The sequence below is a fragment of the Streptomyces sp. SUK 48 genome (genome assembly GCF_009650765.1).
Taxonomy (GTDB): domain Bacteria; phylum Actinomycetota; class Actinomycetes; order Streptomycetales; family Streptomycetaceae; genus Streptomyces.
On sequence record NZ_CP045740.1, the window covers coordinates 773,922 to 786,899 of the forward strand.

A 12,978-nucleotide genomic window follows, 5' to 3' on the forward strand; every position below is an offset into this window, starting at 1 on the left:
CACTCCCGCGGCCGTCGGCCGCGCACCGCACGGTCCCGACGGGCGGGGGGAGAAAGTGGTGGCCCTCGTTGCCCACCCCGACGACGCCGAGTTGCTGTGCTACGGAACGCTGCGCCGCGCCGCCCAGGCCGGGGCCACCGTGACCGTGGTCGTGGTCACCCACGGCGCGAACGGCGTCTCCCTGGCCGACGCCGCCGACGGCCGCCGCCTGGGCACCGACGAGCGGGCCGAAGAGGTCCGCGCGGCCTGGCGCTTAACCGGCATCCAGCTCACCTTCCTCGGTATGCCTGACGGGGCCCTGGTGGCCGACCGGCATCTCATCTCCGCCGTGGAGGCCGAACTGACCCGCCTGGGCTGCACGTTGCTGATCACCCACAGCCTGCACGCCGACACCGACCACCAGGACCACCGCGCGCTGGCCGGCGCCGCCGCGAACGCCGCCACCCGCGTGGCCACCTGCCACACCATCCTGCACGGCGAGCCCCACGCCGCCCGTGCCGCCTTCGCCCCCGCCGTCCTCGTCGACATCACCGAGCACCTCGACGACAAGGTCACCGCCCTGGCCGCACACCGCACCCAGGCCGGCCGCTGGTACCTCGGCAAGGACTACACCCACCACCGTGCCGCCCAGGCCGGATGGCACCTGCGCCCGGCGGCGGCCGAGGCCGGGCGCGCGTACGAATCCTTCGAGACCTCCGTGCTCACCCTCTTCCCCCAGGAGGACTGGTCGTGATCTACATCGAACAGCCGCCCTTCGCGCCCTGGCTGGGTTTCTGCGAGGCCCTCTTCGCCTGTGACACCGTCGCCCTCTACGACGACGTGCCCTACACCGACGGCGGCTACCAGAACCGCAACCGGATCAAGACGGCCGACGGGGTGCGCTGGCTGACCGTCCCGGTCACCCGCGCCCCCGGGCAGCTGATCCGTGACACCCCCATCGCCCCCGGCTTCGACGCCGACCGCATGCTGCGCACAATCCGCCTGGCCTACGCCCGTACCCCGCACGCCGACGAGGCGCTGCACGTCCTGCAACCCGTGCTCGGCCAGAGGCACACCTGGCTGGCCGACCTGAACATCGAGCTCCTCACCCACATCCGCGCCGCCCTCGGCGCGCCCGCACGCCTGCAGCTCACCTCCGAGATGCGCATCGCCGACACCGACCGCACCCGGCGCCTGGCTGCCATCTGCGCGGCCGCCGGCTGCAAGGTCCTGTGGGCGGGCTCCGGCACCCGCAGCTACCTCGACACCACGGCCCTGGCCCAGCACCACGTCAGCGTGCGGTGGAACGAGTACGCCGACCGCCACCCCGTCTACCAGCAGGCTTGGCCTCGGCAGGGCTTCGCGCCCAACCTCTCCGTCATCGACACCGTCTGCGCACTGGGCTGGGCGGGCACCGCGGCGCTCCTGCGCACCGGCCTTGCCACCCACCTCCAGCAGCCCGCCCCCAAGGAGGCGACCGCGTGAGCCGCCCACTGATCCTCACCGGCATCGACCTGCCCCTGGAGCCCTCGTGCGGCTCGACCATCTGGTGCAGCGACGTCTACACCCGCCTGACCGGGCACGGCTACGACACGCTGTTCGCGCACCTGCCCGGCAGCGGAACCTGGCAGCACGGCTTCACCTCAACCGCCCAACTGGCCGCACGGAAAGCACCGTACGGGCCCGGCTTCGACGCGTATGCCGACGCGCTCACCGACGAAGTCCGCGGCCTCGTGCGCGCACACCGGCCCGAGGTGATCCACGCCCAGCACCTGGGATTCGGCCTCGCGCTCGCCTTCGCGCGGGCACGCGGCGAGGTGCCGATGGTGTCCGTCGCGCACGGCACCGACATCATGGCCGCCACCCAGCACGCCCAGGCGCGCGCCGTCCTGAACGAGATCGCCGACGCGAGCAGGAGCGTCATCGTCCCCAACGCGGCCATGGCCGACGAGGTCAACCGGCTCACCGACCACCGCCACCCAGACCGGCTGGCGGTCGTGCCCTGGGGGGTGCCGCTTCCCGCAGCCCCGACAGCTCACCCGCGCCCCGGGGACCGGCTGCGCCTGGTCCACGCGGGCCGCCTCGACGCCAACAAGTCCACGATCACCGCCATCGAGGCCCTTGCGCGGACCACGGGACACCAGCTCACCGTGATCGGCAGCGGCAGCGAACTCGACACCCTCACCCGGCGCTCCGCCGAACTCGGCCTCGCAAAGCGGGTGACGTTCGAGCCGTTCCTGCCCCGCCAGGACCTGCTCAAGCGGTTCGGTGACTTCGACGCGATGCTGTTCACCACCCGCACGCTGGAGGCATACGGCCTCGTCGCCGTCGAAGCCCAGGCGCACGGCCTGCCCGTCCTCTACAGCAGCGTCCCCGGGCTGGAGACCACCCTGGGCCCGGGCGGCCTGGGCTTCCCCCCGGGCGACGCCGCCGCCCTCGCCTCGCTCATCGACCACCTGGCCGCCAGCCCCGCCACCCGGCAGCTCCTCCACCAGGCGGCCGTCGCCAACGCCCGCGGCTACGACATCGCCCACACCGCGGCCCATCTCGCCGCGCTGTCCCGCACCGCGAGGGAAGGCTCCCGATGAGCACTGTCCCCCTGTACGCCAGCCGCCTGTGGCCGCCGGTCCGGCCCCGCACCGGCGACGCCTGCGCCTCCACTCTCGACCTGCTGCACACCCTCGGCCTGATCGCCCGCACGGATGCGACCGGAGTCCACACCCTCCTGCCGCTCGGCGTACGGGTGCACGACCGGCTCACCGCCATCGCCCGCCACGCCTTCGAGGAACGCGGCGCCCTGACCTTCGCCCCGCCCACGCTGCAGAGCCGCACCCTGTGGGAGCAGACCGGGCGCTGGGACGTCTACCGCCGCGAAGGGGCGCTGCTGACCGTGGCCTCCTCCAGTGGCGAGGAGATGTGCCTGGCCCCCACCTCCGAGGAGATCGCGGCCGCCACCGTCCGCAAGCACCTGCGCTCCCACCGGGACCTGCCCGTGCGCCTGTCGCTGAGCACCACCAAATTCCGCGACGAACTCTCCCCGCGCGGCGGGCTGATGCGCGGCCGCGAATTCACCATGGCCGACGCCTACACCTTCGACACCGGCCCCGACACCATGCGCGAATCCGTCGCCTTCCTCAACGACGCCGTCGCCGCCGCCCTCACCGGCATGGGCCTGACCGGCACCTTCACCGCCCCCGCCGACGGCGGCAGCATCTCCGCCGGCCCCAGCACCGAACACCTCGTCCTCGCCGACAGCGGGCAGGGCACCATCGTCGCCTGCACCCACTGCGGCAACCGCGGCGACGGCGCGGTCGTCGCCGCCGGGCCCCCGCCGCCCGGCCCGGACCCGGTCGTCAACGTCATCGCCTTCACCCTCACCCTGCCCGACGGCACCACCCAGACAGCGACCGTCGCCATCCGCTCCGGCCTCCACGTCAGCCCCCGCAAGATCGCCGCCGCCACCGGCGCCGCCCGCGTCGACCTCCTCGACCCCGACCACCTTCCCCACCTGCTCGGCAAGAAGGCCGGCACCCTCACCCCCTGGGACGCCGCCGGCGCCACCGGCGTCCTGCCCCTGTACGACCTGTCCGCCGCAGAACTGGAGACGTTCGGCATCTCCGACGGAGACACCGGGCTGCGCACCGGCATCAGCTGGAGCGGCACCCGCAGTCTGCCCGCGCTGCATCCGGGCGGCGCCGATCTGCACCACGCGATCGAGGGCAGCGCGTGCGGCGCCTGCCGCCAGGGCCGCTACAACGTCCTGCGCGCCGTCGAGGTCGCCCACGTCTTCGAACTGGGCACGCAGTACACCACCCCCATGAACCTCCGCTACAACGACCCCGACGGCCGGCCCACAACCCCCTGGATGGCCTGCTCGGGCATCGGCATCACCCGCTGCCTGCAGACCGCCGCCGAGCTCAACCGCGACCGGCACGGCCTGCGCTGGACCCCGGGCACCGGACCCGCCGACATGCACCTCGTGGTGCTGCGCGCCGATCAGAGCGACATGCGCGACCGCGCCGACCGTCTCGCCCGCGACCTCACCGCCCGCCGCATCAGCGTCCTCGTCGACGACCGGCCCCTGCCCGCCGGCGACAAGCTCCGCTACGCCCGCCTCCTCGGCCTGCCCCACGCGGCCGTCCTCTCCCCCGACCGCCCCGACACCCAGATCGAGGTCATCGCCCGCTCCACCGGACGCACCACCCGTACAGATCTCAGCCACAGCGCCGACCGCACTCCTTTCACCCACCCATAGATTAACTCCAATAAACACCCGGAAAAGCAAGGCGACACCACCCCAGGGCGACGCCTCGAATTGGCGTACCCGAAATCAGAAAACACGTCTGCGATTCAGCGGGTCCGCGCGGCGGCGAAAATTATTCACCCAACCGCACGGGCCCGTTGACCGCAGACTGCAGAAGGTCTAGCGTCCTTCTCATCGCACCTCCAAACGGGTCGTAGCTTAATTGGTGGAGCACGGCAAAAGCGTTGCCGAGGATCTGGTTCGAATCCAGACGGCCCGACCACTCTCCACATTCAAGGCGACAGGAAGAGCGCTCCCGTGGTGGACCACGGCGCGGCCAATTCAGAAAAGGGATTGATGAAAATCGCCATCACGGGCGGCGCCAGCGCCGGCCATGTCGTTCCGGCCCTCGCAGTCGCCGGCCAGCTCCGCGACCGTGGCGCCGAGCTCGTCTTCCTCGGACGCGAGAACACCATCGAGCACGACTACGCCCAGCGTGCCGGCATTCCCTTCCGCCACGTCCCCTCGGCCGGGCTGCGCCGCCACCGCTCCACCGGCAACCTGCTGATGCCGTTCACCGTCGCCCGGGGCATCCTCGCCGCCTTCACGGCGCTGCGGCGCGAACGGCCCGACGCGCTGTTCTCCAAGGGCTCGTACGTCTCCGTGCCGGTCGGCATCGGCGCCGCCCTCGCCCGCGTCCCCGTCGTCATCCACGAGAGCGACCACTCCCTGGGCCTGGCGAACAAGATCCTGGGACGCGTGGCCACCACCATCTGCCTGAGCGTTGCGGCTTCCGGCCCGGCGCCGCGCTGGATGCGCAACAAGACCCAGGTGACCGGACTGCCGCTGCGAGCGGACCTTGCCGACGCCCAACCCGATGCGCTGCGCGAGCGCCTCGGCATCCCCGGCGGCAAACGGGTGCTGCTGATCTTCTGCGGAAGCAGCGGCTCGCAGCGCGTCAACACCGCCGTCCGCACTCAACTCGACGCCCTGTGCGAGCGGTACAGCGTGCTGCACGTCGCCGGCAAGGGCAACCTCGACCCCCAGCTCGCCGGCCGGCCCGGATACTGGCAGCTGGAGTACCTGCACGACGACATGCCGCACGCCCTGGCACTTGCGGACCTCGTCATCGGCCGGGCCGGGGCCACCACCCTGGCCGAACTCGCCGCCCTGCAACTGCCCGCCGTCCTGGTACCGCTGCCCGCCTCCGTCAGCCGCGGGGACCAGCTCGACAACGCGCGCGCCTACGCCACCCAGAATCCGGAGCGCTGCCGCGTCGTCGCCGACGAGGAACTGACCGACGCCGGCGTACTCGTCCATGCCTGCGCCGCCCTGTCCGCCGTCCCCCGCGGCGGGCAGGGCGCCGGACCGCGCCCGGAAGCCGCGGCCCAACGCATCGCCGAGCTCGTCCTGCAGGCGGCGAACCGGCACAGGTAACACGGTCAGTCGTGGTTGCCGTACATGCCGCGGATCTCCGCCTCGCTCTCACCCCGGTAGACGACATGCCAGTGCATGTGCTTCGACTCCTGGTACAACCCCAGGTTCGTCGTCACCGAGCACGCCCCGTACTCCTTCTCCACTCCAGCGGCCACCTCCCGCACCACCGCGACAACCTCGTGCAGGAGGCCCTCGTCGGAGTTCCCGAGGTCGGTGAGCGAAGGGACGTGCTCCTTGGGGATCACCACGATGTGCACCGGATACGACGGGTTGGTGTGGTGGAAAGCCAGCACCCGATCAGTCTCCGCCACCCTCTCGATGGGGACCGCGCCAGTGAGCGCCTGATGGCAGTAGAAGTCGGAGACGGTCGCGGTACCGGTCACAGGCGCACACCTTCGCTGGGCAGGGATGTCGGAGGAACGCCCGCTGTACGTCTGTGCCAGGCAGGCGCCGACGCCAGCGTAGCGATCAGCCAACCAACAGCCGAATCAGCTCAACACCGGCTGCACGAACGGGCGTTCTTCAAACACCTGTCGCGCTCCGCGGAACTCTTCCGCAAAGGACGCGCGAACCGATCCTGGACCATCGCGAAGGGACCATGTCCATGACCGTCACGCTCGAACCCCCGGTAGCGAAGCCGCCGACCGTACCTCGGCTCCTCGAACTGGAGATCACCCGGCGCTGCCAGCTGACCTGCCCCACGCACTGCTACGCCGAAGCCGGCCCGACGCAGGGGCACGGCACCATGACCACCGACGAGTGGAAGCGGATCATCAGCGAGGCCGCCACCCTCGGCACGGAGCGTATCCAGCTGATCGGCGGCGAACCCACACTGCACCCCGGCTTCGGCGAACTCGTCGAGCACGCCCTGTCGAGCGGGGTGAAGGTGATCGTCTACTCGAACCTCTACCGCGTGCGCGCCGAGCACTGGGAGCTCTTCGCCCGGCCCGGCGTCAGCCTCGCCGCTTCCTACTACGCGGACACCGACGACGGCCACGACCAGGTCACCGGCCGCATCGGATCCCGCGCCGCCACCCGGGCGAACCTGATCGAGGCGCACCGCCGCGGCGTCCACGTCCGGGTCGGGATCGTCGACGTCCTGGAGGGGCAGCGCGTCACCGAGGCCCGCGCGGACCTGAAGAGCCTCGGCATCACGGACATCCACACCGACCGGGTCCGTGCCGTCGGCAACGCCGCCAAGGGCACGGCCCTGCCGTCCACCTCCGCGCTGTGCGGCCGGTGCGCCAACGGTGTCGCCGCGGTCCTGTCGGACGGGGCGGTCACCCCGTGCGTCCTGGGCCGATTCCTGCCCGCCGGTCACGTCCAGGGCAATACGCTGCAGGGGGTGTTCGCCTCCCCGTCCTGGCGGCAGGTTGCCGCGAGCATCCCCGCCAGCCGGCATGACCCCTGCGGCCCCGACTGCGGGCCCAACGACGACAGCTGCAAGGGCGGCGGCACCTGCGACCCCGCCTCCGGGCTCACTGCGACCACCGCGCACTGAACGGGGAGAACCTCGATGGACTGGGAATCAGCGGCACACCGGCTCGCCGCCAGCATCGCCATCCGGCCGGAATCCCGCTGGTATGCGCCGCTCGCCACCACTCCGCGCCACCAGTTCGTGCCGCGCTGGTGGGCCCGGGACACCGAGGCCGGCGGCAAGCCCGTCTGGGTGCTCCGGGACGGCGCCGCTGACCCCGAGCAGTGGCTGCGGACTGCCTACAGCGACAGCACGCTCGTCACCCGGGTCGGCTCCCAGCACGCCGACCACGCCGACCCGGGCCGGTCCCTCGTCCGCGGCTCCGACCGGTACTCCACGTCGTCCTCCACGCTGCCCTCCCTGGTGCTGCTGATGTACCGCTCCGGGTGCATCACCGACCGCTCCCGCGTGCTGGTGACCACCGGAAGCGGCTACGGCACCGCCCTGGCCTGCGCCCGCCTCGGCGACGACCAGGTCACAAGCGTCGACGTCGACCCCTACCTCGTCTCGGCGGCCCGACAGCGCCTCGCCGGCACCGGTCACCACCCGCGGCTCGAGGTCTGCGACCTGACCAAGGAACTTCCCCACGGCAGCTACGACCGGATCATCTCCACCGTGTCGGTGCCCGCCGTGCCCGTCTCGTGGCTGGAGGCGCTCGCCCCCGGCGGACGGCTGGTGACCACCCTCGCCCGGACCGGGCTGATCATCGTTGCGGACAAGAACAGCGGCGGCGGGGCGAGCGGATACGTCGCGCCCGAACCGGCCGGTTTCATGAGCACACGCCACGGCGAGGACTACGACAGCCCCCTCACGGACGACGCGCCCGGCTGGCAGCACGCCCGGCACGCCGAAGGGGAGACCAGCACGGGCCGCTACCCGCTGACGTACGTGCCGGACACCTGGGAGCTGCGGTCCACTCTCGAGCTCACGCTGCCCGGCATCGAGTACCGTCAGCACATCGCGGACGACGGCAGCCGCACCGTGTACATGCTGCACCCGGACGGCTCCTGGGCCCGGGCGACGGCACCGACACGCCACGAGCTGCCGACCGTCCACCAGGGCGGCCCATCCCGCCTGTGGGACGAGCTGGACCGCATTCGCACCTGGCTCGTCGTTGACGGCGACCTCCCCGTCCGAGGCGCCGCAGTGACCATCAGCCCCAACGGGGCAGTCGCCATCTCGCGGAAGGGCTGGACCGCCACGGTCGGATGAGACCGTGCCCAACCCAGCGCCCCGGCCTTTCACGAACGAGGAGCGATCTGTGAACACCACCCGGCCCAACTGGTCCGAGCACTACATCCGGGGGCGAGGTTTCCGGCGGCTCGGCGACGACGAGAAGAAGTTGATCGTCGAGCACGCGCCGGCACACGAGGACGGCCGTGCCCTCGACGTCGGCTGCGGAACGGGCGAGATGTCCGTCTACCTCGCCTCGCTGGGCTACGAGGTGGACGCCGTGGACCTGGCCGACGCCGCGCTCGCGCGAGCTCGAACGGACCACCCCGACGCGAAGGTGCGGTGGCTGCGCCTGGACATCGAACGCGACGACCTCGCCCCGCTGGGCAGCGAGCGCTATGACCTGGTGGTCTTCCGCTTGTCGGTGGCCTTCTTGCACGACCGCACCCGCATTCTGCACGCTCTCGGGCGCCGGCTGCGCGAAGGCGGCACCGTGCTGGTCATCACCCCGCTGGTGGCGCACACATCCGCCGAGAAGCGGCACATCGCGCTGGACGAGGACGAGATCAGCGCCTTCACCTGCGGATGGACGAGCGTGCAGCGCTTCGCCGTCGGCGACCTGGCGGCGCTGGTCCTGCGCGGGCCGTGCGCGGACACGGTCGCCATGGAACGGTCCGTGCCGGCTACCGGCTACGCCGTTGCCGGGGCGCTGGCCGTCGTCACCGACGAGCACGGGCGCGTTCTGCGGCTGGTCCACACGCGGCATGTGGGAACTCCCCGGAGGGAAGATCGAGGGCGCCGAGCCGCTGGAGGGAGCCGGGGTGCGCGAGCTCGCCGAGGAGACCGGCCTGCACGCCAGCGGGGCCACCGTGGTGACCATCCTGACCGACGCCGCTCAAGGTGTCCCGCGCCTGACCGCCGTGATCCGGATCGCCGGCTTCACCGGCACACTCACCACCGCGGAGCCGCACAAGTTCACCCGCTGGGAATGGCACGACCCCCACGCTCTGGGATGTCTCGGGCCGGTGTTCACCCCAGGCGCGCAGGCCCTGAACACCGTCTGGCCCGGAGTGATCGCCGGCCTGCCGCCGGTCCACTCCTATCCCACGGCCAATGTCGGACCCCGGGGTTCAGCGGGCTGCCGCTCGGCCGCGTCGCCGCCGACGGCAGCCTCGCCTCCTGGCCCCCAGGCCCCGGCCTGAAGCGGGCCTTCCCGCTCGGCGGGCACTACCGACAACTTCGGCTCGATGAACCTCAGTTCCGGGACGATGTGAACGATCCGGCACCCCGCACGGGGCCACCGGCAGACAAAGCCGCCGTTACCGAAGCGCCCTGCCCTCTTCAGTCTTCCTACCAGGGCAGGGCGCGGCTCCTTGGCCGACGGTCAGAAGTCCAGGGATTCGAGGCCCTTCTTGAAGCGGCCAGCCTGCTTCTTGTGGGCCTGTACCAGGGTTTCGAAACATCCGGCGATGTCGTCGAGACCCTCCTCGCGCGCAGTCTCCGCGAAACCGGCGTACAGTTCCCCGGCGCGCTGGGTCTTGTCCGCGATGGCGGCTACGAGGTTCTTCCCGGTGTCACCGATCGGCTGGCCGGTGACCGGGTCGCCCACCTGCTTGAGGTAGTCGAGGTGGCCCTTGGCCCGCCCGGTCTCGCTGTTTGCTGTGTCACGGAACAATTCCGCGATGTAGGGTCGTCCTTCCTCGTCCGCCAGCTCGGCGAAGTAGACATACCGCATGTACGCCTGAGCCTCGGCGGCAAACGCGGTCTTCAGGTTCGCGTACGTCGTGGTGTTCTTGAGCTCTGCCGACATATAGCCGTCCTCCACTGGATGGGCCCTACCCGGGGGAGCACCGAATTCCGTCTTCCCGTCTCGGTCCAACAACGTAACCACGGATCTGCTCGTTCGCTGGCTGATGAGGCGATTACCCCTAAACGAGGTAAGAGGCAGAGGTCACCGCTCGCGCTCAATGCTGCCTGAGCGTCCGAAATACGGCGGCTGGCGTGCGGGAAGTGGGGCTCCGGGGAGCGTAGTTGACTCGTCATCTCTGGAGGGATCGCACCACTCCCGCGCGGGCCTCCTCGGCATGCGCGTTCCGTGTCCGCGCCAGCTCTCCAAGGGATTTCCGATGAGTTCCTGCTGGCCACCGGCCGGACTGGTCGCGAGCCCTGTCCTGGATGCATGTCCCGCTGACCAGCCGACGCGGGCCGGCCGGTCGGCCGGTCAGACGAGTACAGGGAACACGGGAACGGGTACCTGGTTGTCGGGGAAGGCGAGGTTGCTGGCGGCGACGGCCGCGACCTCGGCGATGTCCGCGGTGTCGGCGAGAGCGAAGTTCTCTTCGTCCAACTCAGCGTCCGCTGTAGTCCTGGCGGCCGACTCGGCGGCCTTGGCGGCGGCACAGATCCTCACCCGAGCACCGCTCTGGTGCGCCTGAGCAAGGTTGCAGACATGGGCAACGGTCAGGAACGAGGTGTTGACAGCCTGGTAGTCGTCGCTGAGCGCTTCGCTGAGATCGCTAGCGGCCTGGGCGGCATCGGCGAATTCCTTCGCGGCTGCGGCGCCCCTGACGATGCCCGGGGTGGCAAGGTCGTCAGGGGCATTCTTCACCGCCCAGGCGGCCGCGGCCTGGGCGCGAGCTGCCGAGCTCTGGGCGCGGATCTTGGCCGCGGCGAGCAGGTCGGCTTCCGTGGCGCGTGGGGTGCGCGCCACGGCGGACTGGCTGATCGCCGCGGTGGCGGTCCGGGTGGCGGCGTGGGCCTGACTGGCCAGGCTGCCCGTGACCGCGGCAAGGAGAGCTGCGGTGGCGAGCGTTCTGCGGATCGTGGACACGGGTGAGTCCCTTCGTCGGTGAAATGTGGCAGGAGCGGCGGCGTCAACTGGCCGACAAGGTGGACGCGACCCAACTCCTGAGATCTGATCGCAGGCTGTAGCGCTGGTGCGGATCGCGCGCCAGCGGTTGACCCGTCAGTGTCATGCGCATACGCACTGAATGAGCGCGCGCATCGCGGGCGACACCGTTCTCGGCCCCAATTCCCGTTCCGTCTTCAGCACCTCGCGCCCTACGCCGAGGAGGCTCGCACGTGGCTGCACGCCGAGGCCGAGGTCGTCGACACCGCGCACCTCACCCCTGGCCAGACCCTCCAGCAGGTCGCAGAGGCCGTCAAGAGTCAGTCCTTTCGGCGCCGCACCTCGCAGGTGACGACAAGGCGGCCGCCTAACGCCCGATGGCCGGTCCTGCACGGGGGCGGTCGGCTGCCCGCAGTGGGCAGCCATGCCCCCGCCATACCGTGCCGCAGCTACTGGGCCGCGGTATCGTGCTGTCGACCTGGCAAGGACTGCACCTGCCGACCATGATCGGATTTTCGGGACCGCAGGGAAAACCGCGCAGTTACCCAAACCCCGTCTGGACTCCGTTGGCCATGCTAATTGTCTCTGGTGATCCGAGGCAGTCACGCGTCCGCGTACGGCCCTTATCTGGTAGATGATAGTCCGCGAGCAGCCTTGGCCGACCGCCTCTTCGGCTGCGGCGGGCGGCGCGTTCAGAGGGGAATGACGTCGACGGCCCGCGGCCCCTTGGGGCCCTGTTCGATCTGGAATTCGACTCGCTGGCCTTCTTCCAGGGTCCGGTAGCCGACGCCGATGATGTCGGTGTAGTGGACGAAGATGTCGGGGCCCGGGGTGTCGGGGGTGATGAATCCGTAGCCCTTTTCGCTGCTGAACCACTTCACGGTGCCGAAGTTGACCAGAGATCGCGGGCTCTGCACCGTTGGTCCGACCGCCGTCCGGCCGGTGTCCGCCCAGGCCGGAGCGCCGAGGGTCACCAGAACGGAGAGAACGAGAACCGGTGCGCACACCAGGGCTGCCGCGCGGCGGCGGACAGGACCACGAGGGGACATCACTTATCTCCTGACGAGGGGTCGGCTGGAGTTGCCGGGACGGAGGTGAAGAACACCGCCGTCCGGGACGCTCCAGCACGGTTGACTGATCGTCACTCACGGTGATCGCCGTTCGCGCCTTGCGAACCAGGGCGATCGGATGAATGGCATGTGCGGCGTCACCGACCCGGCGACCGCTACCAGGTGATCAGGACGTAGCCGGGTCCGCCGGGGTTGCCCTGGTGGCCGTTGCCGCCCGCGGTGGCCGCGGTGCCGGGCTGCGGATCCGGGGCGGGGGCCGGGCCGCCACCGTTTCCTCCCCGGCCCCCGGTGCCGCCGGTACCGCCCCCCGCGCTGTCTCCGCCGACACCCGTGCCCGCGGGCGGGGCGGGGGAGACCGCCGGCGGGATGGCGCCGGCGACGCGGGTTCCGCCGGGTCCACCGGTTCCGCCGCGTTCGCCCGCGCCGGGCCGTCCCACCGCTCCCCGGCCGCCGGTGACACCGGCACGGCCCGTCTCTCCCGCACCGCCTGCCGTCCCGGGGGCGCCGGGCAGTGCCGTGAGCGTTCCGGGGCAGTACTTCGTCCGCGGGGGCCGCCGCACCGCCCGAACCCCCGGTGCCGGGACCGCCGGATGTGCCGCCGGCACCGCCCGCGCCGCCTGAGCCGCCGATCTTGCCGTTCTCCCCGCCTTGGCCGCCGTGCCCACCGGGACCCGAGCCGCCCGCGGCGCCGTTGCCGCCGGCGGCCGCGGTGACAAAAGCATCGGGCCCCGAGACCTGGGTGACGGGCGTG

13 protein-coding genes, 1 tRNA gene and 2 pseudogenes are annotated in these 12,978 nt (G+C 71.2%); 11 read left to right on the plus strand and 5 right to left on the minus strand.

Annotated elements, in window-relative coordinates:
- Positions 1-58: 58 nt before the first annotated feature.
- The 6 genes from GHR20_RS03440 (at position 59) to GHR20_RS03465 (ending at position 5,659) form a co-directional block, all read left to right on the plus strand.
- Positions 59-733: a PIG-L family deacetylase gene (locus GHR20_RS03440; protein WP_243877899.1), complete on the plus strand. Its 675-nt coding sequence runs from the start codon at positions 59-61 to the stop codon at positions 731-733.
- A complete protein-coding gene (locus GHR20_RS03445; protein WP_153812163.1) occupies positions 730-1,464 on the plus strand; it encodes a WbqC family protein in 735 nt (244 codons plus the stop codon). The genes GHR20_RS03440 and GHR20_RS03445 overlap by 4 nt, the downstream gene beginning before the upstream one ends.
- Positions 1,461-2,567 carry a glycosyltransferase family 4 protein gene (locus GHR20_RS03450; protein ID WP_153812164.1) on the plus strand — a complete coding sequence of 369 codons (1,107 nt, stop codon included), beginning with the start codon at positions 1,461-1,463 and terminating at the stop codon, positions 2,565-2,567. The genes GHR20_RS03445 and GHR20_RS03450 overlap by 4 nt, the downstream gene beginning before the upstream one ends.
- Positions 2,564-4,234, plus strand: coding sequence for an aminoacyl--tRNA ligase-related protein (locus tag GHR20_RS03455; RefSeq protein ID WP_153812165.1), 1,671 nt, complete (start codon positions 2,564-2,566; stop codon positions 4,232-4,234). The genes GHR20_RS03450 and GHR20_RS03455 overlap by 4 nt, the downstream gene beginning before the upstream one ends.
- 196 nt (positions 4,235-4,430) lie before the next feature.
- A tRNA-Ala gene (locus GHR20_RS03460) sits at positions 4,431-4,505 on the plus strand.
- A gap of 74 nt (positions 4,506-4,579) precedes the next feature.
- Complete coding sequence (locus GHR20_RS03465; protein ID WP_153812166.1) at positions 4,580-5,659, plus strand: UDP-N-acetylglucosamine--N-acetylmuramyl-(pentapeptide) pyrophosphoryl-undecaprenol N-acetylglucosamine transferase; 1,080 nt, start codon at positions 4,580-4,582, stop codon at positions 5,657-5,659.
- Between the two features lie 5 nt (positions 5,660-5,664).
- Here the strand turns inward: GHR20_RS03465 and GHR20_RS03470 are convergent, their stop codons facing one another.
- A complete protein-coding gene (locus GHR20_RS03470) occupies positions 5,665-6,042 on the minus strand; it encodes an HIT domain-containing protein (RefSeq protein WP_153812167.1) in 378 nt (125 codons plus the stop codon).
- Between the two features lie 221 nt (positions 6,043-6,263).
- Between GHR20_RS03470 and GHR20_RS03475 the strand changes: the two genes are divergently transcribed.
- The 4 genes and pseudogenes from GHR20_RS03475 to GHR20_RS37255 all read left to right on the plus strand — a co-directional run bounded on the left by GHR20_RS03475 (position 6,264) and on the right by GHR20_RS37255 (position 9,511).
- A complete protein-coding gene (locus tag GHR20_RS03475) occupies positions 6,264-7,160 on the plus strand; it encodes a radical SAM protein (protein ID WP_153812168.1) in 897 nt (298 codons plus the stop codon).
- Between the two features lie 15 nt (positions 7,161-7,175).
- Positions 7,176-8,348 (plus strand): methyltransferase domain-containing protein, encoded by a 1,173-nt coding sequence (locus GHR20_RS03480; RefSeq protein ID WP_153812169.1) that lies wholly within the window; start codon positions 7,176-7,178, stop codon positions 8,346-8,348.
- Between the two features lie 49 nt (positions 8,349-8,397).
- Positions 8,398-8,847, plus strand: a pseudogene (locus GHR20_RS37250) (methyltransferase domain-containing protein); the annotation flags it as partial.
- Between the two features lie 226 nt (positions 8,848-9,073).
- The gene (locus GHR20_RS37255; protein ID WP_243877901.1) at positions 9,074-9,511 is read left to right on the plus strand and encodes an NUDIX domain-containing protein; all 438 of its coding nucleotides are present in this window, start codon (positions 9,074-9,076) and stop codon (positions 9,509-9,511) included.
- Between the two features lie 182 nt (positions 9,512-9,693).
- Here the strand turns inward: GHR20_RS37255 and GHR20_RS03490 are convergent, their stop codons facing one another.
- Together GHR20_RS03490 and GHR20_RS03495 are read right to left on the minus strand one after the other, a co-directional pair.
- Positions 9,694-10,119 carry a rubrerythrin family protein gene (locus GHR20_RS03490; RefSeq protein WP_153812170.1) on the minus strand — a complete coding sequence of 142 codons (426 nt, stop codon included), beginning with the start codon at positions 10,117-10,119 and terminating at the stop codon, positions 9,694-9,696.
- 411 nt (positions 10,120-10,530) lie between these two features.
- A complete protein-coding gene (locus GHR20_RS03495) occupies positions 10,531-11,139 on the minus strand; it encodes a hypothetical protein (protein ID WP_153812171.1) in 609 nt (202 codons plus the stop codon).
- Positions 11,140-11,308: 169 nt separating this feature from the next.
- On the opposite strand from GHR20_RS03495, the pseudogene GHR20_RS37260 reads away from it, so the two are divergent.
- Positions 11,309-11,478, plus strand: a pseudogene (locus tag GHR20_RS37260) (ATP-binding protein); the annotation flags it as partial.
- A gap of 371 nt (positions 11,479-11,849) precedes the next feature.
- On the opposite strand, the gene GHR20_RS37265 reads toward GHR20_RS37260, so the two are convergent.
- Positions 11,850-12,056, minus strand: a complete 207-nt coding sequence (locus tag GHR20_RS37265; protein WP_243878282.1) for a cold-shock protein — start codon at positions 12,054-12,056, stop codon at positions 11,850-11,852.
- A 326-nt stretch (positions 12,057-12,382) separates the two neighbouring features.
- Positions 12,383-12,664, minus strand: coding sequence for a hypothetical protein (locus GHR20_RS03510; protein WP_194858786.1), 282 nt, complete (start codon positions 12,662-12,664; stop codon positions 12,383-12,385).
- Positions 12,665-12,978 lie beyond the last annotated feature (314 nt).

Bases quoted from the DNA above. Each gene is read 5' to 3' on its own strand.
- GHR20_RS03455 (WP_153812165.1), top strand. From the start codon at position 2,564: ATGAGCACTGTCCCCCTGTACGCCAGCCGCCTGTGGCCGCCGGTCCGG.
- GHR20_RS03465 (WP_153812166.1), top strand. From the start codon at position 4,580: ATGAAAATCGCCATCACGGGCGGCGCCAGCGCCGGCCATGTCGTTCCG.
- GHR20_RS03475 (WP_153812168.1), top strand. From the start codon at position 6,264: ATGACCGTCACGCTCGAACCCCCGGTAGCGAAGCCGCCGACCGTACCT.
- GHR20_RS03480 (WP_153812169.1), top strand. From the start codon at position 7,176: ATGGACTGGGAATCAGCGGCACACCGGCTCGCCGCCAGCATCGCCATC.
- GHR20_RS37255 (WP_243877901.1), top strand. From the start codon at position 9,074: ATGTGGGAACTCCCCGGAGGGAAGATCGAGGGCGCCGAGCCGCTGGAG.
- GHR20_RS03490 (WP_153812170.1), bottom strand. From the start codon at position 10,119: ATGTCGGCAGAGCTCAAGAACACCACGACGTACGCGAACCTGAAGACC.